A 21,978-nucleotide genomic window follows, 5' to 3' on the forward strand; every position below is an offset into this window, starting at 1 on the left:
AAGTTAACTCAATCAAAATCATCAGCCATTAAAAATAAATATGCAATAACACCGATAGGAACTCCTAATATGGGTGTAGTAAATATACTTCCTAAAAATATGAATAAAGCTAAAAATATTATATCTTCAATATTCCACTTTTTGTTTAATAAATAGTTCCATATTTGTTTTAAGCTCATATAATATAGTCCTTTCAAAAAATTCTATTACAGAATAACAAAAGCTATAACTAATAAAATGATAGAGATAATTAACGTTATAGTTCCTATAGGTGAATACTTATTAACCATTTTTTCGTATTCATGATCAGCCGCATTTCTTTTCTTTAGATTTCTAATTTTAATCAAAAGATAAAATGTTTCAAATAGCGAAATAATCAGTAATATAGATAGTAAAATAATCATATAATTCTCCTTTTTTACCTACTATACGTATATCATATTTTAATGTTTTGTAAACATAGCAACTAAGTGTAAAAGCAATCATTTTTAAATATACTTTTAATTATAGATATATTTTTTACAATAACAAAACATTATAGCTATCAATAAACTATAGTTAATATTAATAATTAAAATTTAAATGTATTATTAAATTAAATTGTATATTAAGGAGCCAAATCGAAATGAAATTCAAATTATTAGGAACGGCAATATTATCATCAGCGTTAGTTTTAACTGCATGTGGTCAAAGTGAAGACCATTCTAAAAAGGACGATGACAAAAAATCTGAAAGTAAATCAGATAAGAAATCAAACGATCCAAAGAAAAATAAAGATAAAAAGTCAGAGGAGAATAAAAAGAAAGACAATAACAAGGACAAACAACAATCAAGTAAAGATAATCAGCAAAATGAACAGTCTAATGAACAAAATAACGAACAACAAACACAACAAAACAATACACAGAATAATTCAAATCAGAACAATCAACAAGCTCAACAGCCTCAACAACAAACTGCTCAAAACCAACAAGCAAATACTCAGCAAAACAATGGCGCCTTAAATCAAGAACAAATGGAAGCTAATGCCAAAGTTGCTAAACAAAATGGTTATACAGGCATACCAAATGGTGATGTTGGTGGTGTTCCTAGTTCAAATAAACCTTTGAGCGAGCAAGAAATACAAAGTGAAATAGATAAAAAAGCCAACACTGAAGAAGGAGCAGAAGTAATTAGACGTTTAGGAGAACAAGGAATTAAAGTTGAGCCTCCAGGTGCTGAATAGTTAATCAAGAGGAAGTTTATAATAGTTATTAATACAAAAAATGTTATCCTTGGTATCATTACATGAACATTTACTAGATTAACCATATAGTGACAAAGTATATAAACGATGAGTACAATTGTACTCTAGTACTAAAAAAGAAATAATTGAATATTTATAAGTCACTACCTACTTAAATTGGTAGTGTCTTTTTTTTGTGTTGTGGCACATCTGTGGCAACATAAACAAAAAACCCACAACCACATGGGTTGCAGGCTTGATAATGGAGACGGCGGGATTTGAACCCGCGTCCAGAGGTCCTGATACAAATTTTTCTACGTGTGTAGTTTATCATTGAGTTTCGCATAATGAGAGGTGATAAACAACCAACATTATGCTAGTTTGATTAAGTTTCATCTAAACAGACTTCAAACGGCAGTGTTTAGCATATCCTATTAAGGTTGAATCGCGTTAACAGCACATAGGAAATGCTGTTAGGCGATGCAGAGTGCTATTACGCAGCTACTGCGAAATTATTGTTTGATTTGCCAGTTATTATAAACTGAGTGTGTTAGTGACGGAGACAACCCTCCGACACGCTTAATAAGCTCTGGGGACCCCTGTCGAATCCATAAACGTCCCCGTAATAAAAGTGTACTTTGTAGAATTTAAACACATCCTTCAGTCCATAACATCTCGACCTCAAACAACATCAAGTCATTCAAGTCGCGAACCAATTTTATGAACTAAAATCAATGCGCTTTTCTAACAAAGCACTTATTAATATATCAAATGTAGCCCGTGTAAGCAATAGTATTGCTTAATAACGGGCTTTTACAGCTCGATCCATATCACGTTTAACTGCTTTTTCTTTTAAAGCTTGTCGTTTATCATATTTTTTCTTACCGCGAGCAATGCCTAGTAATACTTTACATTGACCATGCTTCAAATATAATTTTAACGGAATGATAGAATAACCAATTTCACGTGTACGGTCACCTAATTTTAAAATTTCACGTTTATGCAATAGCAACTTACGAGAACGTAATGGATCATGATTGAAACGGTTACCTTCTTCATAAGGTGCAATATGCATATTATTTAAATAGATTTCGCCACGTTTAACTTGAGCATAGCTATCTTTTAAATTGGCACTACCTCTACGTATAGATTTAATTTCTGTACCTTGTAACACAATACCCGCTTCAATCGTATCTTCAATATTATAATCATGTCTTGCTTTGCGATTTTCAGCTAGTGTGCCCGGTGATTTTTTCTTAGCCATTCTGTCTCACCTCTTTGCTGCTTATTTTTTCTTTTTACGTGATTTTTTCTTTACACTTTTGTCTTTGTAAAATGGTTTATGCTTTGTATTTCCTTTTTTATCTTGTTGACGCGCATTTTTACCTTTACGTTGTTTACGTTTATTCTTACCGTTACCTTTATCATCAGTTTTTGATTTATCTAATGATTTACCACGTGTCTTCGCTTGGATTGTTTTACCACGTGCTGGTCTTTGACTTCTATCATTTTTAGGTAATGGCATACCAACGATTTGGAAATCAATCATGCGTTCATCTACATCAACATGAGTGACTTTTACTTTAACAGCATCACCAATACGGAATACTTTAGCTTGACGTTCACCAATTAAAGCCATTTGTCGTTCATCAAAACGATAATAATCATCTGTCATATTAGACATATGAACCATACCTTCAATCGTGTTTGGTAATTCTACAAACATGCCGAAGTTAGCTACTGAACTAATGATACCCTCAAATTCTTCACCAATATGTTGTACCATGTATTCAGATTTTTTCAGATCATCTGTATCACGTTCTGCTTCGATAGCACGACGTTCACGTTGAGACGTATGCTCTGCAAGTTCTGGAAGTTTATCTTCCCATTTGCGTTGTTCTTTCTTATCCATTGAATGTTCAATTAGATACTTACGAATTAAACGGTGAACAGTTAAATCCGGATAACGACGAATTGGTGATGTAAAATGAGTATAGTACTCTGCTGATAAACCAAAGTGACCTAAGTTCACATCATCATAATGTGCTTGTTGCATAGAACGAAGCATCATTGTAGAAATAACCATTTGTTCTGGACGACCTTCAACTTCTTCTTGAATACTTTGAAGCGTTGTTGGATGGATGTCTTCTCCAGTACCTTTAATCATAATGCCAAAGTTCGTAATAAAGTCAAAGAACTGTCTTAATCGGTCTGATTTAGGTTGTTCATGGACACGATATATAAATGGTACTTCCAACTTGTTAAAGTGCTCAGCAACTGTTTCATTAGCTGCTAACATGAATGATTCTATTAGTCGTTCACCTTCACCACGTTCACGAATTTGAACGTCAGTTGGAATACCTTCATTATTAACTAAAACTTTGGCTTCGCTAATATCAAAGTCTATTTCTCCACGACGTCTACGCATATTTACTAAACGGTTAGATAAATCTTGAGCTAAATCTAACATTTCAGTAATTTCACTGTACTGACGACGTACATCTGGATTTTGATCAGTGATGATTTGATTGACCGCATCATAAGTCATTCTGTAATTAGAATGGATAACACTGTCGAAAATTTCATGATTGACTACTTCACCACGAGCGTTGATTTCCATACGACAACTTAGCGTTAAACGATCAACTTCTGGATTTAAAGAACAAATACCGTTACTTAATCTATGCGGTATCATTGGAATGACTCTGTCTACTAAGTACACACTTGTTGCTCTGTCATATGCTTCTTTATCTAATGCAGAATCTTCCGTCACATAATAACTGACATCTGCAATACTTACAGTAAGTTCAGTATTACCGTTTTTTAACTTTTTAACACTGATAGCATCATCTAAATCTTTAGCATCTGCACCATCAATTGTAATTGTTAATTCATCTCTTAAATCATGTCGGCCTTCTATTTCTGAAGGCTTAATTTCTTCGGGAACATTTTCAGCTTCTTTAAGTACGTTGTCAGGAAATTCTATTTCTATACCATGTTGATAGATGATTGATAGAATATCTACGCCTGGATCATTTTTATGACCTAAGATAGCTGAAATATGTCCTTCTGGATTATCTGAACCATCTGCATATTTTGTAATTTGGACTAATACTTTATGCCCATCAACTGCACCTAAACTTTGACCTTTAGGAATAAAAATATCTTGCATGATACGTTTATCATCTGGAATCACAAAACCAAAATGTTTCGCTTCACTATAAGTTCCTACGACTTGAGTGACAGAATGTTTTTCAATAGATTTTACTTCACCTTCTGTTTTACCTTTAAAGTCGCCTCTACCTTTATGAACTTCTACGATAACTGTATCGCCATCTAATGCTCTATTAATTTTTGTTGGTGGAATAAAGATGTCATCTACACCTTCTTCTTCCGGTCTAAGAAAAGCAAATCCTTTTTTATTCTGGCTTAATGTTCCTCTTACCAATTTTGAATTTGTTTTATTAGATTGCTTTCTTTGATATCTATCTGTCTTAGTACGTTCTATTAAACCAGTTTGCTCTAGTTCAACAAGCACCTTTATTAAATCTCTGAATGAGTCGGCACTATTTAAACCTAATGCATCTTGAAAATCTGATACTGACATGGGTTCATAATCAGGTTGTTTAATCATTTCTTCGATGGATTGTTTTAAATTCATTATGCCCCTCCTTTCTATCTATCTTGTTTATTTTTTATTCTGACCAATCTAATGATTCTAAAAAATCGTATATATCTTCAAAGACTTGTTCTTTTTCTTTATCAATCGTAATCACATGTCCTGAATTCGCATACCATTTGATATCTTTATCATCAGATTCTACAGTTTCATATATATAATTTGCTGACTGAGGATCAATCATTTTATCTTGTTCTGCTTGGACAACAAATATTGGGTCCATCACTTCATCAACTTGATTTTTGACACCTTTCATCGTAGCACTTAATTCTTCAAGTGTTTCTGTAGGATGAAAATGTTCCATTTCATAATCAATCGTTGCTTGGTCTTTACCCTCATATTTCTTGAAATTTCTAGCGTATTCTAAAAATCCTTCATAAATCGTGCTTGATGATTTATCATCCATTGGCGCACACATTGTTATAATACCCTTAACATCTCTGTTTAAGCTTAATTTTAATGCAAAAACACCACCTAATGATAAACCAGCAACTGCTATTTCGTCATATCCTTGGTCTACTAAATATTCATATCCATCTAAAACATCTTTAAACCATACATAAGGACTCGATTTCAAAATTTCTTCTGGTGGCGCAGCATGTCCTTCATATTGTGGCGCATAAGACGTATAGCCTTTTTTCTGTAAGAAACGACCTAATTGTCTTACATCTGAAGAATTACCAGTAAAACCATGTAATAACAATACTGCACGTTTACCTTCTTCAAAAAAGAAAGGCTTAGGTAGTTTGATTTGCATTATGTTCATCCCTCTTCCAAAAATTTATAAGATTTATTTAAATATGAGTTTTAAATTACATTAAGTATTATTTTGAACTCTAAGTGTATTATTTGAACTTCATTGCTTTTTATATCATTTATTTTGCAAGTTTAATTATAAATAAAAAAGCCCGACATGAACATCGTCGGACCTTATATACCAAGATAACTTATGCCAATCATAAGTAAAAAGAATATTACAGATAAAATTATTGTTAATCTATGCAAGAATAAATCGACGCCACGTTGTTTTTGTTTACCAAATAACTGTTCTGCGCCGCCACTGATAGCACCTGAAAGTCCATTACTTTTTCCTTCTTGGAGTAATACAACAGTCACTAATGCAATACAATCTATTATTAATAACACGATGAAAAATGTATGCATAAAAATTGTCCTCCATTCATTATATACGAAACGAATTATAACACATCTTCGTATTAATTATCAATCTTCTATCGATTGAATGTACTTTTGCGTTTAATTGAAACGATTAACATATAAGTAGCTAAAATAAGTGACCCAATTACTACAATTAAAATTGGAAATGCAGCAATGACATTTTTAGCTTCTAATATACCTTGTACGACCATATAGAGGTTAACAAGAGTGAAAAATGCATTAGAAATATAAACAGCAAACATAAACCACCATAAGTAAGGATGGCGATTCCAATAAGCAATAACGCCTGCTAAATATGCTAATAAATACATAATACCATCAAATCTAAAACTATTTAATACTTGATTCACAGAGTGTGTTGTTGTCTTCTGACCTGCTAATGATAATAGTGATTTCACAGTCGTTGTATCTAACACGAAAAAGTTATGAATGATTAACAGGATAAAAAATATAAGTGAACTGATAGCAATTACATTACCTGTAACAACTTCTCGTCTCGTAGTTTCAGCCATTTTAGTTCTCCTTTTGAAATTGAATACTTCTATTATTATACCAGTTTCAATGTATAAGTTAAATCATGCTAATTTAAATGACATTCTAATATTAAATGTATTTTTAAATATAAAAAACCCGTTACAGCCTCAACTCTGTAACGGGTTATCATCTAGGATGCGCTTCCTAGATATTTAGCGTGAACTTTATTGCGTGAACTCAACATTTAAGTCAAACTTATTTGTCTAAATTGTAGAATGATTTGATTCCATCAAATTTAGCTGTTTCATATAATTCATCTTCAATACGTAATAATTGATTGTATTTAGCAATACGGTCAGTTCTTGATAATGAACCAGTTTTGATTTGACCAGCATTAGTTGCTACAGCAATATCAGAGATTGTAGTATCTTCTGTTTCACCTGAACGGTGAGAAACTACTGCAGTGTAACCAGCTTTTTGAGCCATTTCGATAGCATCAAATGTTTCAGTTAATGTACCGATTTGGTTAACTTTAATTAAGATTGAGTTACCGATACCTTGTTCGATACCTTTATTTAGAATTTCAGTGTTAGTTACGAATAAATCGTCACCTACTAATTGTACTTTATCGCCGATACGATCTGTAAGTTGTTTCCAACCGTCCCAGTCGTTTTCGTCCATACCATCTTCAATTGTGATGATTGGATATTTGTTAATTAATTGTTCTAAGTAGTCAACTTGTTCAGCTGCACTACGTTTAGCACCATGTTCACCTTCGAATTTAGTATAGTCATATACGCCATCTTCGTAGAATTCTGATGAAGCACAGTCAAATCCTAAGAATACTTCTTCGCCTGGTTTATATCCAGCAGCTTCAATAGCTTGAATGATAGTTTCTACAGCATCTTCTGTACCTTCAAATTTAGGAGCGAAACCACCTTCGTCACCTACTGCAGTTTCTAATCCACGTTTACTTAAAATTGATTTTAAGTTGTGGAAGATTTCAGCGCCCCAACGTAATGATTCTTTAAATGATTCAGCACCTACTGGTAAAATCATGAATTCTTGGAATGCGATTGGTGCATCTGAGTGTGAACCACCATTAACGATGTTCATCATAGGTACTGGTAATTGTTTACCATTAAATCCGCCTAAATATTTGTATAAAGGTTGACCTAATAAGTCAGCAGCTGCTCTAGCTACAGCGATTGATACACCTAAAATAGCGTTAGCACCTAATTTACCTTTATTTGAAGTACCGTCTAATTGAATCATCATTTTGTCGATAGATACTTGATCTAATACTGAAAATTCACCTTCAACGATTTCTGGTGCGATAATTTCATTTACGTTTTCAACAGCTTTAGTAACACCTTTACCTAAGTAACGTGATTTATCACCGTCACGTAATTCTACTGCTTCGTGTTCACCTGTAGAAGCACCTGATGGTACTAATGCACGGCCGAAAGCGCCACTTTCAGTTAATACTTCTACCTCAACTGTTGGGTTACCACGTGAGTCTAAGACTTCGCGAGCGTAAACATCTGTAATAATTGGCATGTTTAATTTCTCCTTTAAATATATGATTTAAAGCTATTATAGCTTTATTTATTTGATTAATAAAATAATAATACATGTCGTTAATGAAAAGTTAACAAATAAGGAGTGTTTTCCCCTTATTTGTAACAACTTTCCTAACATTAATGATTAATTAAAGATTCTCCAGTCATATCTTCTGGTTGTTGAACATTTAATAAATCTAATAATGTTGGAGCTAAATCTCCTAAACGTCCTGTTTCTCTTAATGTTACGCCTTCTTTAGTAACAATAACTGGAACTGGGTTAGTTGTATGAGTTGTCATAGGTTGATCATCATCTGTTAGGACTTGGTCAGAGTTGCCATGGTCTGCAGTGATAATCGCATGACCACCCATATCGATAATTTTATCTACAACTTCACCTAAACATTCGTCAACTGCTTCAATCGCTTTGATTGTTGGTTCTAACATACCACTGTGACCAACCATATCAGGATTAGCAAAGTTTAATAAGATTAAATCTAAATCACCTTTGTCTAATTCTTCTAATAAAGCATCTTTGACTTCATATGCACTCATTTCTGGTTTCAAGTCATAAGTTGCAACTTTAGGTGAATCAATTAGTCGTCTACGTTCACCTTCGAATTCAGCATTACGACCCCCACTCATGAAATAAGTAACATGTGGGAATTTTTCAGTTTCAGCTATACGTAATTGTTTAAGATTATTGTCTTGAGCTACTTCACCGATAGTGTTTTTAAGGTCTACTTTTTCAAATACAACTTCTGCATCAACATCATCATTGTATTTTGTGAATGTAGCATAGAATAAATCATTTACACGTTCTACTTCGAAACCTTCGAATGCTTTATTAGTGAATATTTCAGATAGTTGAGCTGCTCTATCAGGACGGAAGTTATAGAAAATAACTGCATCTCCGTCATTAACACCTTCATTTTGTCCTTCAACAATAAATGGCTCAACAAATTCGTCAGTTAAGTCTTTAGCATAGTTAGCTTCTACACCTTCTTTAGCTGTAGAGAACGTTGGACCTTCAAAATTACGAATGGCATTATAAGCTTTTTGCTCACGATCCCAACGTTTGTCACGGTCCATTGCATAATAACGACCTGAAACAGAAGCGAATTGACCAACACCTAGTTCTTTAAATTTAGCTTCAGTGTCTTCGATATATTTAATTGCAGATTTTTGATCAACGTCACGTCCATCTAAAAATGCATGTACATATACTTTTTCAAGACCTTGTTTTTTAGCTAATTCTAAAATAGCGAACAAGTGTTGATAATGACTGTGAACACCGCCATCAGAAAGTAAACCAAAAACATGTAATGCTGAGTTATTATCTTTAACATGTTTAACTGCGTTATTTAACACATCATTTTCAAAGAAATCTCCATCTTCAATTGATTTGTTAATACGAGTTAAACTTTGATAAACAACACGTCCAGCACCGATGTTCATATGACCTACTTCTGAGTTACCCATTTGGCCTTCAGGAAGACCTACATCTAAACCACTAGCTTCGATTTGTGTAGTTGGATATTTACTATAATAACGATCGAAATTAGGTTTATTAGCTAATTTCACAGCGTTACCGTGTTCACTTTCACGATTTGCAAAACCATCTAAAATGATTAGGGCAGTTGGTTGTTTTGCCATAATTATTTTGCACCTTCTAACAATTGTTCAAAATCTTCTACTTTTAATGAAGCGCCGCCTACTAATGCGCCATCGATGTCTGATTGAGCCATGTATTCTTTAATGTTGTTAGGTTTAACACTACCACCATATTGAATACGAGTTGCATCAGCTACATCTTGACTTGAAACGTCTGCAAGTGTTTTACGTACGTGTGCACACATTTCATTAGCATCTTCAGATGTAGATGATTTTCCTGTACCGATAGCCCAAATTGGTTCATATGCGATAACAACTTGTTTAAGTTGTTCGTCTGATAAACCTTCAACAGCTTTCTTAACTTGGTTACCTACAACTTCATTTGCTTTTCCACTTTCACGTTCTTCATCTGATTCACCAACACAAATGATTGGTGTCATACCATGATTGAAGATAGCATGTGCTTTTTTGTTAACTTCTTCGTCAGTTTCGTGGAATAAATCACGACGTTCAGAGTGTCCGATAACAACATATTTTACGCCTAAATCAGCTAATGCTACAGGAGATGTTTCACCTGTGAAAGCACCATTATCTTCAAAATATGCATTTTGAGCACCGATTTGTAAGCCTTTAGCTTTACCATCTTTCACTGCTGTAATTAATGCGTCTAATTGGATTGTTGGTGCACAAATTACTGATTCAACTTCTTTTGGATCAGGTAATGTTGATAATTCGTTAACGAAATCTTTAGCTTCTTGAACTGTTTTGTTCATTTTCCAGTTACCTGCGATAATTGGTGTTCTCATTCATTACACTCCTTAATAATTTAATGTTTATTAAAATTCTTAAAATGTCTTTCGTGTTTTATTTTCCCAAATATATTCGAGAAAAACACAGAGTTACATTTATATTATTTATCATTGATTGCTTTAATACCTGGTAATTCTTTACCTTCTAGGTATTCTAATGATGCACCGCCACCTGTAGAGATGTGAGAGAAGTCATCTTCGAATCCAAGTGAGATTGCTGCAGCTGCAGAATCACCACCACCGATAATTGTTACAGCATCTTGTAAGTTAGCGATTGATTTACATACACCAATAGTACCTTTAGCAAAATTACTAAATTCGAATACACCCATAGGTCCATTCCATACTACTGTATGCGCACCTTGTAATTCTTTGTTGAATAATTCAACTGTTTTAGGACCAATATCCATTGATTCTTGATCTTTTGGAATTTCATCAATTGATACTTCAGTAATTTCTGCATCATTTGAAAATTCTTTAGCTACTTTAGCATCAATAGGTAATACGATTTGGTCTCCATTGCTTTCTAATAATTCTTTAGCAAAGTCAATTTTATCTTCTTCTAATAGAGATAAACCAATTTCTTTACCTTGTGCTTTAAGGAAAGTATAAGCCATTCCACCACCGATAAGAATTTTATCAGCAATATTTAATAAGTTTTTGATTACACCAATTTTATCAGATACTTTAGCACCACCAAGGATTGCTACTACTGGTTTGTGTGGATCATTAACTACGCCACCGATGAATTTAATTTCTTTTTCCATTAAGAAACCTGCTGCAGTTTCTAAATGAGTAGAAATACCTACGTTAGAAGCATGTTCACGGTGAGCAGTACCGAAAGCATCATTGACAAATACGTCACCTAATGAAGCCCAATATTTACCTAATTCTGGGTCATTTTTAGATTCTTTTTTACCATCTAAATCTTCAAAACGAGTGTTTTGTACTAATAAAACATCGCCAGCTTTTAAATCTTTAATTGAAGATTCTAATTTTTCTCCACGAGTTTCAGGTACGAATACTACGTCTTTGTTTAATTTTTTAGATAAATCATCAGCAACAGGTTTTAAAGTTAATGATTCTTTGTCGCTTTCTTCTTTCACTTTACCTAAGTGTGAAAATAATACTACTTTACCACCTTGTTCGATGATGTATTTGATTGTTGGTAATGCTTGAACAATACGGTTGTCGTTTGTAATTTCACCATCTTTTAAAGGTACGTTAAAGTCAGCACGAACTAATACCGTTTTGTCTTTAAGTTCTAAATCAGAAACTATTTTTTTAGCCATTTTCATTTCCTCCTTTAATTAGGAAAACATATATTAAAAAATAAGCGGAGAAGCGTTTGTGCTCCCCGCTTACTCATAAGCTTTATTATAAATTTTAACAGTTAAGAGCACTAGTTAAATTAACTATGCTTTAATTATTTAGATAACTCAGCTAATTTGTTTAAAGTACGTACTAATTGAGAAGTGTAAGACATTTCATTGTCATACCAAGCAGCTACTTTAACTAATTGACGATCGCCAACTGTCATTACACGAGTTTGAGTTGCATCGAATAATGAACCGTAAGTCATACCTACAACGTCAGAAGAAACGATTTCATCTTCAGTGTAACCGAATGATTCGTCAGAAGCTTGTTTCATAGCTTTGTTAACGTCTTCTACTGATACGTCTTTTTCTAATACTACTGTTAATTCAGTTAATGAACCAGTTGCAACTGGAACACGTTGTGCACCACCGTCTAATTTTCCGTCGATTTCAGGAATAACTTTACCGATTGCTTTTGCAGCACCAGTTGAGTTAGGGATGATGTTTTCTGCTGCAGCACGAGCACGACGTTTGTCGCCTTTTCTGTGTGGAGCATCTTGAGTATTTTGGTCACCAGTGTATGCGTGGATAGTTGTCATTAAACCTTCAACTAAACCAAATTCATCATTTAATACTTTAGCTACTGGAGCTAATGAGTTTGTAGTACATGAAGCACCAGAAACTACTGTTTCAGAACCGTCTAATTCTTGGTGGTTAGTGTTGTAAACGATTGTTTTTAAATCGCCTGTAGCTGGAGCTGAGATTAATACTTTTTTAGCACCTGCGTCAACGTGAGCTTGTGCTTTATCTTTATCAGTATAGAAACCAGTACATTCTAATACTACGTCGATATCTAAGTCTTTCCAAGGTAATTTGCTTGCATCTGGTTCGTCGAATGATTTAACTTCTTTACCGTTAACGCGGAATCCACCGTCGATAACTTCTACTTCACCAGTGAAACGTCCTTGCATAGTATCATATTTTAATAAATGAGCTAACATATCGTCATCAGTTAAGTCGTTTACTGCTACTACTTCTAAACCTTCAACGTCTTGAATTCTTCTAAATGCTAAACGACCAATTCTTCCAAAACCATTAATTGCTACTTTTACTGCCATTATAATGGCCTCCTTTAAAATGATATTTAAAAAGCTTTGAACTTTTTATTCCTAATTTAATATTACTTTCGCCGCAGCTTCGTCAGTGATTAACACTGTATTCTCAGGTGCAATTGAAAGATAAGCTTTAATTGCTTCTCCTTTAGATTGACCACCTGCTACTGCAAATATAAAGTCTTTGGACTCAAGATCTTCTAATTGTAATCCAATCGTTTTCACTTTATGAACTACATTGCCTTGAGCATCAAAATAATATCCAAATGCTTCACCTACGGCGTGGTGATGTTGAAGTTTTTCTATCACATCTGTATGTGATTGTCGTCGATACGCCATCTTCAGCGCATCACCGATACCGTGTATGGTTACATTTGCTTGTTTTATTTTATCGAGTGTGTGACTAACTGAAGGTTCTAACATTAATGTATTATATGTAGATTCGCTTACGTTATCTGGTACATACAATGTTGTGTAGTAACCACCTGCTTGTTGCGCCATGCTTGATGCGATAGTGTTTGCTTGATAAACCATGTTCTCACCAAGTCCGCCTCTAGCAGGTACAAAGAATACATTAAATGGTAATAAATGAATGGATTCACTTACATAAGCCATTGTAGAACCACCTGTTACAGAAACAATTGCATCTTCATACAATATGCTTTCTAATAACTGACCAGCTTGTCTCCCCATTTCTCTCTTAACTGTTTGTTTCTCGTCAGAATCACCAGGGACAACATGTACTTCTTTTATGTTGTACTTTTCTTTAATAGCTATTGCCATTTTATGGTCATCTGAATAGTGGTTGAAGTAGTCATTCAATTGTTTGATTACTTCTTTACCCTTTTCAGTGATTTCCATACCTGTTGATTTAACATTGATTAGTTCTTGTTTTTTTAATAAATCTGTTTCAGAACGTAGAACTCTTTCCGTCAAATCCATATGTTCACTTAAGCTGCGTCGTCCAACTGGCTCATTTTGAGAAATAGTAGTTAAGATTGAAAAACGACGATACATCTTTTCGACCAAATCTGGAATAAGTTGTTGTTGAGTTTCGATCAAATCTTTCACTACTCGTTCCTCCTCAATATATTTCTAAAGGATGAGTCAATTTTGTTGAATCATAGAGGGTTGACGTTTAAAGTCCCACGTGGGACAAAATCTAACCTCTTTACAATTGCAATAGTACTATTATGCGAATTAAAATGCAAGTAAATCCGCTCAAAATTTTCCAAATATTGTGTAAAGCGATTTCATTCGTTGTACCTACAGTTACGTGAATTTAATCACTTGGTTACAATAATTTATCCTTTTTTGAAAGTTTGTTATGTCATCCAATGAATTTACTTTAATAAACAATATATTTATAATATTACCCTTTATATTGTGTACTAACCATTCGGTGATATTCTACGATATTCGACATTCATTTCTATTTCTAACACTTTAATTTATAATCTAATTAAATCAATTTCTAAACTAGGAAGAAGGCTTGTTCCATAATGAACAATAATGAAGAAAATAATGTTGAGGTCATCGACCCAACTGACCCTCGTTATAAAGATGAAGAACATTTTCATCAAAATATACAAGATGACTCTAAAAAAAGATATCAAACATATTCATATGGATGTACACACACAGGTTGTGGTTGCACAATGGGTTGTGGTACATTAATGTTTATTTCTTTTATTATTACAATGATAATTTATTGGCTATTTTAATAAGTTTGGTAATTTTCCTAATAGTATTTGTTAATAGAAAAAAACCGATTAAGTCATAGAGTTGTTTACATATAGTAAATGCTCTACATACTTAATCGGCTTTTTATTTAATCGTCTGATTCACTTTTAGATGAACTGCTTTGACTTTGTGAACTTTGAGAATTACTAGATTGTTGTGTGTTACTACGTTGCGTATTATTGCTTGAATTATTACTCTGTGATGATTGTTGTGTGCTAGGTTTAGCTTGAGTACTTTGTTTCTCTTGCGTACTTGGCTTTTCTTGGGTACTTGGTTTTTCCTGAGTACTTGGCTTTTCTTCAGTACTTTGTTTCTCTTGCGTACTTGGCTTCTCTTCTGTACTTTGTTTTTCTTGTGTGCTTTGTTTTTCTTTTGTTTTATTATCTACTTTTGATTTTTGTTGCGTTTTTTGCTGTTGCGTTCTTTGTTGAGTTGAAGGTTGTTGTGTTGTTTGTTGACGTGTATTTTGTTGAGTTTGCTGAGTTTGTTGAGTCTGTTGTTGAGTATTTTGATTTTCTTTAGACTTATCGTCAGAAGATTTTTCTTTTTTATCTTTATCGTCTTTGTCTTTTTTGTCTTTTTTGTCTTTCTGCTCTTGCTTTGTCTCGTTATTAAGGCGCTCATTTGCTTTTTTAGAATGATCTACAAATGAAAATATAGCAAATGCTAGTCCAAATAATAGTAATAAAACAATAATAATACTTATTATTTTAGCGATTCCGCTCATACCTTTTTTGCCTCGATTTTCATAATCATTAAAATCTTGCTTTGACATATTCTCCCTCACTTTAAACATGGAATATTCTATAATATTAAATAAATCTTTATCTTAAGTTGATGAATTGATTCAATCGTTAAAAACATAAGTTAAAATGTTCATTAAGTTTAGCAAATAAATTTATACTTAAACTTATCTTACTTATGATAACATCATAATGAATAAGAAACATCAATTTTAACCATTTTAATATAAATTTAATAAGAACGGTTTGTGATAATAATGAAGAAAATACTTGATGATTCACTGGAATTTGATAAAGAAGAAAAACAAAAAATAACATTAAAAAAGATGCTCATATCAAATGATAATAATCAAGATCATGTTCCTAAACTACGTGAAAGCTTTTTTTATATCATTATCCTGTTGCTATTATTTAGCTTTATATGGATTTTTAATTAGTAATTTCAAAATGTCTTTTTATATTGCATAATATATTTTTCGTTTTTAAGTTAATTTCTGTAAAAAGATGTAATTATCATTTAGAATAGGATTGAAGGTAGAAAAAGACCCATACGCTGCTCGCATGGGCCACTACTAAAGGGAGTCAAAATTTACCTTCGCTAGTATATTATGGGGTATACTCATACTAATTAAGAGATGTTTAATTAATTTCCGAAGGTACAAATTTATTATAACTTAACATAAAAATTTTTAAATACGATTATAAAAAAGTCTTTGACATATTGTTGGCTAAAAAATGGATAAATTTTGAATAACTAGAATCACTTTAAGTAATTTATGAATTACAATTTTCAAGTTGAGGTGAAATAATGAAAAATTATTTAATAACTGGCGGAACTGGTATGGTTGGTTCGCATTTAGTAAACGAAATTAAAAAGTCAAATGCCCATATAACAATTTTAACTAGACATGATGAACAATCTAATGATACTAAGGTTTCTTATGTAAATTGGGCTAAAGAAGGTTGGGTAAATAACGTTCCCGATGTAGATATTGTCATTAACTTAGCAGGCGCTACACTTAATAAACGATGGACTGAAGATTATAAACAGACTTTGATGTTAAGTAGAATTCAATCTACTCAAGCGCTAGTTGATTTGTTTAAAGAAAGAAAACATAAACCAGAAGTATTATTTAACGCGAGTGCAATGGGTTATTACCCTCCTGACTATCATCATAGTTATACTGAATTATTTAAAACGCTACCTTTCGACTTTTTATCAGATATCGTCTATCAATGGGAAAGATTTGCTCAACAATTTGAATCCTTTGGAACTAGAGTTGTATTAGGTCGATTTGGTATGATTTTATCTAATGATGGTGGTGCACTTCAAACTATGAAATTACCCTATCAGTTCTATGTAGGCGGTAAACTTGGTTCTGGATATCAATGGTATTCTTGGATTCATATCGATGATTTAACACGTGCTATTCTATTTACTATTGGTAATGAAAAAGCATATGGACCATTTAATTTAACTGCCCCAATTCCTGAACGTCAAAATCTATTTGGCTATACATTAGGTCGAGCTATGCACAAACCTCATGAAACATGGGTGCCAGGTTTTGCTATGAGATTAGTTTTAGGTGAAATGTCAACTGTAGTATTAGATACACAAAAGGTATTACCAAATAAACTACAAGCACTAGGTTTTAATTTCATGTATAATAATCTTAAAAGTGCACTTGATGATTTAGTTAGTAAATAAGATAAGAGGTACATCTATGAAGAACTCTCAAAACAATCGATTAACATATATTTTACTCATTATAGCAGGCGTTATTTGTATAATTAACGGCGTACTTGCGTTTGACCATTCGATTATTATGATATCACTCTCTTTACTTTTTATGATTATAGGTATAGGTGTTTTATATTTTTCAATTCGTGGATTGAAAAATGAAACAAAGAAATCCAACAACAAAGCACGTTATAATAAATAAAATTGACACTCAATCAAAGTCGCACTTTGATTGAGTATTTTTTAATTAAAAAAGGTGTCAGAACAATTGAATTTGTCCTGACACCTTTTAGATTATCATTTGTTAAAAAGTTATTGTGTAATGAATTATTGTTTACCTTCTGGTTCCATTACTTCATCAACTAAACCATATTCTTTAGCTTCTTCTGCAGTTAAGAAGTTATCACGATCTGTATCTTGTTGAATTTTTTCAATAGATTGACCAGTTCTTTCAGCTAAAATACGGTTTAATTTTTCACGTGTTTTTAAGATATGGTTAGCAGCGATTTCAATTTCAGTTGCTTGACCTTGTGCGCCACCTAATGGTTGGTGAATCATTACTTCAGCGTTAGGTAAAGCAAAACGTTTACCTTTAGCACCTGCAGCTAATAGGAATGAACCCATTGATGCAGCCATACCAATACAAATAGTTTGTACATCTGGTTTGATGTGTTGGATTGTATCATAAATCGCAAAACCAGCTGTTACACTACCACCTGGTGAATTGATATATAAGTAAATATCTTTCTCTGAGTCTTGTGCTTGTAAGAATAATAATTGTGACACGATAGAGTTTGCTACATTATCATCAATTTGTGATCCTAACATAATAATTCGGTCTTTTAATAAACGTGAATAAATATCATACGCACGTTCACCGCGGTTTGTTGTTTCAATAACTGTAGGAATTAAATTCATTTATATTTCCTCCTTGTAATAACTGTTAATCCTAATTTTAAACTAAAAGTCAAAAATGGTCAAAAATAAAGCTCTTTAGCTTAACTTGTTCATTGACGTTAAGTTAAATACTTTTGTACACTAGAAATAACTATTTTTGATTGTACTTATTTTAATTGATTTAGTACAGAAATAAGCTTTATATCTTTACCCCTCGTAGTGTAATGGATAACACATAAGATTCCGGTTCTTAGAATAGGGGTTCGATTCCCTTCGAGGGGGCTAATAACGAAAAATTAAACACTTTTTGAAAATAAGAATCCCGTAATGACGGGGTTCTTATTATTTTGCCGTCTAATAACACACTATATAAAACAGATTTTTAGGGACTTTTTAGGGACCCAAGTTCCAAATAAAAAAACCACACCCAAAAAGGGTATGGTTAAAATAAATTAAACAGAAGATCTATTGTGAGAGATGGAGTATTGAAACTCCGAAAATAATTATAACACATTGAGAATAAAAAAACATTTATAATTTAACTAGAAATAGAATATAGTAATCTAAAATTAATGTATATAATTGAATATAAAAAAGAGCAGTCCCTTGGACTGCATCTTTAAACGAACAGAATTTTATGAGAACACTTTAAAGTCGAACACTACAATTACATTGGAATGTTCAAATATTAATATACACGATATTTTTACTTTTGACAATACATTATAAAAATACTGTTTTTTGGTAATTAATTCGCAAAATAAAATACTCGCACCTTAAAGGCTACGAGTATTTCGCAAATTTTGCATTACTAAAATGCATGGAAAATAACACTCAGTGACATGCTTGAGTTTTACAAAGGGATTATCGTAAGGCTAAGTTCTTTGCATGTAAAAAAATAATAACATAAAAAAAAGAGATAATTAAAACAATTATCTCTTTAATGCAAAGTATATGAGGTTATAAATGCATATTATATAATACAACAATTAATAATATAATGCAAAAAAACAACACGAAGTATATTAGTTGGTTGTTTATACAGTTATATATTCTAAAGAAAACACTATTCCAATATATCACACAATATTTTTTATGTACACATTAAATTTATGTATAAAAAATAAGGCGGTCTATTGACCACCTTAAATGCAAATTGAAATAATCCCTACACTCATTATAGCTTGTTTTTGAATACGTACAATAAAAAAGGTAGCCTTTCGGGCTACCCAGCATAAAGAAAAGATAATAATCGTTTAAAATGGTGATTTTATGAGTGTGGATAATTGGGGAATTATACCACAAATTAAATGTATCACTTATTTAACAGTGAAGAAACCCTAAATTGTCTTTTTTTCGATTAAATTCATAAAAAAACCACATTCATTTAGAATGTGGCAATAGAATATAGTACCGTCATAAAGACGTTATCGTTATTAGTTATATTATAGCATATTACTGATTATTTTCCTCTATTTTAATTTGATATTCGTATAGCTTTTCAGTAGTGTTTAAGGTTAAATTATCTACATCACGTTTGCCTTGCCTTAATTGTGATAGTACATATTGTGATACACCAGTAGCTTTATATATTTTATATCCTGTTATATCACTTTCAATCAATTCAATTATTTTTTTCTTGTATTCTGACAAGTTCTTCACCTTCATATCTATACCCTAATTTTTTCATATGTTGGATTCTTGCAAACTTAATTATCTCGGGCAATAATAAAATAAATATTAAAAGCATTACTTTAAAAATGATATTCATTTGAATTCATCACCTATCTGTAATATAATAACCATGAAAAGAGGTAGGGGCTTTTGCCCCTGTTGGATTAATCATTTTTTCTGATTATCTTTCTTGGCTTTAAGATAATCTAGATGCCATTTTCTTAGTTGTTTTATAATTGCTGGTGTTCTTTGTACTGTAGCAAGTACGATGAGCATCAGCATTTTTATGATGTCGTCCAAATCAACCACCTCCTCTCATGGTGGTTTGTAAGTCATTAACTAACTTACAAATACAATTATACTGCACAGTTGTTTATGTTACAAGTGTTTTATTTAAATTTTTACATAAAAAAATAGGGCAGTCGCTAGGACTACCCTTGATTGAAAGGAAATGTGTTAAATTACTTTTAAAGTTCTTTGTGATTATATTAATCAGAACTATATATTTATATTAACATATTATTTCCAGTTTATGGAACCCCAATACTTCTCATTTTTAATTTTTTCTTGTTTGTCTGTTATTTTACATAACGCACAATAGAAATATCCTGATGATGGATTAGTAGGATATTTGAACTTCGCCCACCAATAACCGTCTTTTTTAGTAATACTCACAAAGTCTACCCATTGATTGGATAACAACCAATCAGAACTAGGTACGACAGAACCTTTCACGCTTGGACTACGTCTTACTTTGATTGTTGTATTAGTAGTAAATCTACCTTTCCAATTCCATGTGATCTGTTTTTCTTTCTTTTTCTCTTTCGATTTCTTGAGTAATTTAGATTCTGTTTTCTTTTTACTAAATTTAGGACGTATAAACCACATTTGCGTGTCGTATTCGTGTTTACGACGTGTGACCGTTTCCCAACCGGTTCCATTATTGATTGGTCCACTTGTCCAACCACCACCGAGCCAGTTTTGTTCAAGTACAACGATGTAATCAAGCGTTGCTTCAACGACCCAAGCAACGTGACCCCAACCATTGCCCATTTGTTCTCCCCAAACGACTAAATCACCTGGTTTAGCTAAAAAGCTAGGCGTGTTTTTGAATACTGTAGCCTCACTTTTAAATTTATCTTTATTGTAAGCATTAAAAGGAATGTCTTTCGCTCCATTACCTTTAAGTCCATGACCAAATAATTTATCCCAACCTACATTTGCGTAATCGACACATTGAAAAGCTGCGTATAAATCATAATCATATTGTTTATCTACTGTAGATTTTAACCATTTTACGAATTCATCACGTGTAAATGATGTCGCACCTTTTTCTACTTTCACTGGTGTAGCTTTAACCTTTACATTTTGTTTGTAGTATTTAGCGACTAACTTATCAAGATTTGATGTATTTCTGCCATAACCAGACGCTTCTAATGCGTTTCCTGGATCTTGTTTATCTGCTTGAATATCTTGATGTCCTGGCATTCTAGTTTTGTAATCAATATGCCAATACTCTGCAAGATATGCTAATACTCTAGCACCATTGTCTAACGCTTTTCTACTACGTTCTCTATCACTGAAATAACATATTTCAACACCTATCGCTACATCATTAGCGTCTCTGTTGTACCAAATGTTATCTGTAGGCGCGTCATAGAGTACATGCCAAGCTTTCTCTGTTGTTGGTATACAAATGATACATTCTTTATCGTCAACGAATATATGAGCACTAGCTACGTTATTCCAAGGTATATTATAAGTATTCTCATAGTAAGTTACATTTGATTGTGCAGTTGTGTTGATATTACCTGTATCATGCGCAACGATGAATTGCGGTTTACCACCGTCCATTTTTTCACCATAACGTCGCGTGCCTTTTGTTAGTAATTGATATCTTACTTTAACACCTTTCCAATTCTCTGTAGCCATTAATAACACTCCTATTTTAAATTATTTTCTTTTAAATATTCTTCTTGTGCTTTTGAATGCGAGTGAATTACATACGTGTTTTTATAGACACCGTATACTGCAATTACAAAAGGCACTATTGACGTAGCGAAATTTTGCCATGCGTCTAACTTTTCGGGCATTAAAAAAGGAACCTCGATACCACTTGCTTTTAATGCAAGGTATAAAGCCCCTAACATACCACCAAATAATCCAATATATTGTTTTAATTTATCTGCAGTCATTTATTTATGCTCCTT

Annotated in this window: 22 protein-coding genes, 1 tRNA gene and 1 other RNA gene; 5 read left to right on the top strand and 19 right to left on the bottom strand. The window is 32.6% G+C overall.

What is annotated here, in order from left to right:
• Window positions 1-8 precede the first annotated feature (8 nt).
• Window positions 9-179: a VraH family peptide resistance protein gene (locus tag HMPREF3125_RS12665; protein ID WP_046466475.1), complete on the bottom strand. Its 171-nt coding sequence runs from the start codon at window positions 177-179 to the stop codon at window positions 9-11.
• 446 nt (window positions 180-625) lie between these two features.
• Between HMPREF3125_RS12665 and HMPREF3125_RS05385 the strand changes: the two genes are divergently transcribed.
• Window positions 626-1,225 carry a hypothetical protein gene (locus tag HMPREF3125_RS05385; RefSeq protein WP_046466473.1) on the top strand — a complete coding sequence of 200 codons (600 nt, stop codon included), beginning with the start codon at window positions 626-628 and terminating at the stop codon, window positions 1,223-1,225.
• 260 nt (window positions 1,226-1,485) lie between these two features.
• Here the strand turns inward: HMPREF3125_RS05385 and ssrA are convergent.
• The 12 genes from ssrA to HMPREF3125_RS05445 form a co-directional block, all read right to left on the bottom strand.
• Window positions 1,486-1,847: a transfer-messenger RNA gene (ssrA, locus tag HMPREF3125_RS05390) on the bottom strand.
• A 177-nt stretch (window positions 1,848-2,024) separates the two neighbouring features.
• Window positions 2,025-2,489 carry an SsrA-binding protein SmpB gene (gene smpB / locus HMPREF3125_RS05395; RefSeq protein WP_017636860.1) on the bottom strand — a complete coding sequence of 155 codons (465 nt, stop codon included), beginning with the start codon at window positions 2,487-2,489 and terminating at the stop codon, window positions 2,025-2,027.
• A 21-nt stretch (window positions 2,490-2,510) separates the two neighbouring features.
• Window positions 2,511-4,886 (bottom strand): ribonuclease R, encoded by a 2,376-nt coding sequence (gene rnr, locus HMPREF3125_RS05400; protein ID WP_070452417.1) that lies wholly within the window; start codon window positions 4,884-4,886, stop codon window positions 2,511-2,513.
• Window positions 4,887-4,920: 34 nt separating this feature from the next.
• The gene (locus tag HMPREF3125_RS05405) at window positions 4,921-5,661 is read right to left on the bottom strand and encodes an alpha/beta hydrolase (RefSeq protein ID WP_017636862.1); all 741 of its coding nucleotides are present in this window, start codon (window positions 5,659-5,661) and stop codon (window positions 4,921-4,923) included.
• A 173-nt stretch (window positions 5,662-5,834) separates the two neighbouring features.
• Window positions 5,835-6,068, bottom strand: coding sequence for a preprotein translocase subunit SecG (gene secG, locus HMPREF3125_RS05410; RefSeq protein ID WP_017636863.1), 234 nt, complete (start codon window positions 6,066-6,068; stop codon window positions 5,835-5,837).
• Between the two features lie 68 nt (window positions 6,069-6,136).
• The gene (locus tag HMPREF3125_RS05415) at window positions 6,137-6,595 is read right to left on the bottom strand and encodes a hypothetical protein (RefSeq protein WP_029056544.1); all 459 of its coding nucleotides are present in this window, start codon (window positions 6,593-6,595) and stop codon (window positions 6,137-6,139) included.
• Window positions 6,596-6,812: 217 nt separating this feature from the next.
• The gene (gene eno / locus HMPREF3125_RS05420) at window positions 6,813-8,117 is read right to left on the bottom strand and encodes a surface-displayed alpha-enolase (protein WP_017636865.1); all 1,305 of its coding nucleotides are present in this window, start codon (window positions 8,115-8,117) and stop codon (window positions 6,813-6,815) included.
• A gap of 140 nt (window positions 8,118-8,257) precedes the next feature.
• Window positions 8,258-9,775 (bottom strand): 2,3-bisphosphoglycerate-independent phosphoglycerate mutase, encoded by a 1,518-nt coding sequence (gene gpmI, locus HMPREF3125_RS05425; protein WP_070452420.1) that lies wholly within the window; start codon window positions 9,773-9,775, stop codon window positions 8,258-8,260.
• Between the two features lie 2 nt (window positions 9,776-9,777).
• The gene (gene tpiA / locus HMPREF3125_RS05430; RefSeq protein ID WP_017636867.1) at window positions 9,778-10,539 is read right to left on the bottom strand and encodes a triose-phosphate isomerase; all 762 of its coding nucleotides are present in this window, start codon (window positions 10,537-10,539) and stop codon (window positions 9,778-9,780) included.
• A 104-nt stretch (window positions 10,540-10,643) separates the two neighbouring features.
• A complete protein-coding gene (pgk, locus tag HMPREF3125_RS05435) occupies window positions 10,644-11,834 on the bottom strand; it encodes a phosphoglycerate kinase (RefSeq protein ID WP_029056542.1) in 1,191 nt (396 codons plus the stop codon).
• Window positions 11,835-11,968: 134 nt separating this feature from the next.
• Complete coding sequence (gene gap / locus HMPREF3125_RS05440; protein WP_070452423.1) at window positions 11,969-12,976, bottom strand: type I glyceraldehyde-3-phosphate dehydrogenase; 1,008 nt, start codon at window positions 12,974-12,976, stop codon at window positions 11,969-11,971.
• 51 nt (window positions 12,977-13,027) lie between these two features.
• Window positions 13,028-14,041 carry a sugar-binding transcriptional regulator gene (locus HMPREF3125_RS05445; protein WP_029056541.1) on the bottom strand — a complete coding sequence of 338 codons (1,014 nt, stop codon included), beginning with the start codon at window positions 14,039-14,041 and terminating at the stop codon, window positions 13,028-13,030.
• A gap of 431 nt (window positions 14,042-14,472) precedes the next feature.
• Here HMPREF3125_RS05445 and HMPREF3125_RS05450 point away from each other — a divergent pair, with 431 nt between their 5' ends.
• Window positions 14,473-14,694 (top strand): hypothetical protein, encoded by a 222-nt coding sequence (locus HMPREF3125_RS05450; protein WP_017636871.1) that lies wholly within the window; start codon window positions 14,473-14,475, stop codon window positions 14,692-14,694.
• Window positions 14,695-14,801: 107 nt separating this feature from the next.
• On the opposite strand, the gene HMPREF3125_RS05455 is transcribed toward HMPREF3125_RS05450, so the two are convergent.
• Window positions 14,802-15,488 carry a DUF4887 domain-containing protein gene (locus tag HMPREF3125_RS05455; RefSeq protein WP_017636872.1) on the bottom strand — a complete coding sequence of 229 codons (687 nt, stop codon included), beginning with the start codon at window positions 15,486-15,488 and terminating at the stop codon, window positions 14,802-14,804.
• A gap of 776 nt (window positions 15,489-16,264) precedes the next feature.
• Between HMPREF3125_RS05455 and HMPREF3125_RS05465 the strand changes: the two genes are divergently transcribed.
• A complete protein-coding gene (locus HMPREF3125_RS05465; RefSeq protein WP_070452429.1) occupies window positions 16,265-17,164 on the top strand; it encodes a TIGR01777 family oxidoreductase in 900 nt (299 codons plus the stop codon).
• A 16-nt stretch (window positions 17,165-17,180) separates the two neighbouring features.
• Window positions 17,181-17,399, top strand: a complete 219-nt coding sequence (locus tag HMPREF3125_RS05470; protein WP_017636875.1) for a hypothetical protein — start codon at window positions 17,181-17,183, stop codon at window positions 17,397-17,399.
• Window positions 17,400-17,524: 125 nt separating this feature from the next.
• Here the strand turns inward: HMPREF3125_RS05470 and clpP are convergent, their stop codons facing one another.
• The gene (gene clpP / locus HMPREF3125_RS05475) at window positions 17,525-18,115 is read right to left on the bottom strand and encodes an ATP-dependent Clp endopeptidase proteolytic subunit ClpP (RefSeq protein ID WP_017636876.1); all 591 of its coding nucleotides are present in this window, start codon (window positions 18,113-18,115) and stop codon (window positions 17,525-17,527) included.
• Window positions 18,116-18,304: 189 nt separating this feature from the next.
• Here clpP and HMPREF3125_RS05480 point away from each other — a divergent pair.
• A tRNA-Arg gene (locus tag HMPREF3125_RS05480) sits at window positions 18,305-18,376 on the top strand.
• Between the two features lie 1,173 nt (window positions 18,377-19,549).
• On the opposite strand, the gene HMPREF3125_RS05485 is transcribed toward HMPREF3125_RS05480, so the two are convergent.
• The 4 genes from HMPREF3125_RS05485 to HMPREF3125_RS05495 form a co-directional block, all read right to left on the bottom strand.
• Window positions 19,550-19,747: a hypothetical protein gene (locus HMPREF3125_RS05485; RefSeq protein WP_017636877.1), complete on the bottom strand. Its 198-nt coding sequence runs from the start codon at window positions 19,745-19,747 to the stop codon at window positions 19,550-19,552.
• A gap of 189 nt (window positions 19,748-19,936) precedes the next feature.
• Window positions 19,937-20,068, bottom strand: coding sequence for a hypothetical protein (locus tag HMPREF3125_RS13020; RefSeq protein ID WP_017636879.1), 132 nt, complete (start codon window positions 20,066-20,068; stop codon window positions 19,937-19,939).
• Between the two features lie 219 nt (window positions 20,069-20,287).
• Window positions 20,288-21,700, bottom strand: coding sequence for an N-acetylmuramoyl-L-alanine amidase (locus tag HMPREF3125_RS05490; protein WP_017636880.1), 1,413 nt, complete (start codon window positions 21,698-21,700; stop codon window positions 20,288-20,290).
• Window positions 21,701-21,711: 11 nt separating this feature from the next.
• Window positions 21,712-21,963 (bottom strand): phage holin, encoded by a 252-nt coding sequence (locus HMPREF3125_RS05495; protein ID WP_017636881.1) that lies wholly within the window; start codon window positions 21,961-21,963, stop codon window positions 21,712-21,714.
• Window positions 21,964-21,978: the final 15 nt, after the last annotated feature.

This window comes from Staphylococcus sp. HMSC13A10 (assembly GCF_001808005.1).
Taxonomy (GTDB): Bacteria; Bacillota; Bacilli; order Staphylococcales; family Staphylococcaceae; genus Staphylococcus; species Staphylococcus pasteuri.

What these genes read in the sequence shown, in the direction of transcription:
- HMPREF3125_RS12665 (WP_046466475.1), bottom strand. Translation starts at nt 179, where the DNA reads ATGAGCTTAAAACAAATATGGAACTATTTATTAAACAAAAAGTGGAAT.
- HMPREF3125_RS05385 (WP_046466473.1), top strand. Translation starts at nt 626, where the DNA reads ATGAAATTCAAATTATTAGGAACGGCAATATTATCATCAGCGTTAGTT.
- smpB (WP_017636860.1), bottom strand. Translation starts at nt 2,489, where the DNA reads ATGGCTAAGAAAAAATCACCGGGCACACTAGCTGAAAATCGCAAAGCA.
- rnr (WP_070452417.1), bottom strand. Translation starts at nt 4,886, where the DNA reads ATGAATTTAAAACAATCCATCGAAGAAATGATTAAACAACCTGATTAT.
- HMPREF3125_RS05405 (WP_017636862.1), bottom strand. Translation starts at nt 5,661, where the DNA reads ATGCAAATCAAACTACCTAAGCCTTTCTTTTTTGAAGAAGGTAAACGT.
- secG (WP_017636863.1), bottom strand. Translation starts at nt 6,068, where the DNA reads ATGCATACATTTTTCATCGTGTTATTAATAATAGATTGTATTGCATTA.
- HMPREF3125_RS05415 (WP_029056544.1), bottom strand. Translation starts at nt 6,595, where the DNA reads ATGGCTGAAACTACGAGACGAGAAGTTGTTACAGGTAATGTAATTGCT.
- eno (WP_017636865.1), bottom strand. Translation starts at nt 8,117, where the DNA reads ATGCCAATTATTACAGATGTTTACGCTCGCGAAGTCTTAGACTCACGT.
- gpmI (WP_070452420.1), bottom strand. Translation starts at nt 9,775, where the DNA reads ATGGCAAAACAACCAACTGCCCTAATCATTTTAGATGGTTTTGCAAAT.
- tpiA (WP_017636867.1), bottom strand. Translation starts at nt 10,539, where the DNA reads ATGAGAACACCAATTATCGCAGGTAACTGGAAAATGAACAAAACAGTT.
- pgk (WP_029056542.1), bottom strand. Translation starts at nt 11,834, where the DNA reads ATGGCTAAAAAAATAGTTTCTGATTTAGAACTTAAAGACAAAACGGTA.
- gap (WP_070452423.1), bottom strand. Translation starts at nt 12,976, where the DNA reads ATGGCAGTAAAAGTAGCAATTAATGGTTTTGGAAGAATTGGTCGTTTA.
- HMPREF3125_RS05450 (WP_017636871.1), top strand. Translation starts at nt 14,473, where the DNA reads ATGAACAATAATGAAGAAAATAATGTTGAGGTCATCGACCCAACTGAC.
- HMPREF3125_RS05455 (WP_017636872.1), bottom strand. Translation starts at nt 15,488, where the DNA reads ATGTCAAAGCAAGATTTTAATGATTATGAAAATCGAGGCAAAAAAGGT.
- HMPREF3125_RS05465 (WP_070452429.1), top strand. Translation starts at nt 16,265, where the DNA reads ATGAAAAATTATTTAATAACTGGCGGAACTGGTATGGTTGGTTCGCAT.
- HMPREF3125_RS05470 (WP_017636875.1), top strand. Translation starts at nt 17,181, where the DNA reads ATGAAGAACTCTCAAAACAATCGATTAACATATATTTTACTCATTATA.
- clpP (WP_017636876.1), bottom strand. Translation starts at nt 18,115, where the DNA reads ATGAATTTAATTCCTACAGTTATTGAAACAACAAACCGCGGTGAACGT.
- HMPREF3125_RS05490 (WP_017636880.1), bottom strand. Translation starts at nt 21,700, where the DNA reads ATGGCTACAGAGAATTGGAAAGGTGTTAAAGTAAGATATCAATTACTA.
- HMPREF3125_RS05495 (WP_017636881.1), bottom strand. Translation starts at nt 21,963, where the DNA reads ATGACTGCAGATAAATTAAAACAATATATTGGATTATTTGGTGGTATG.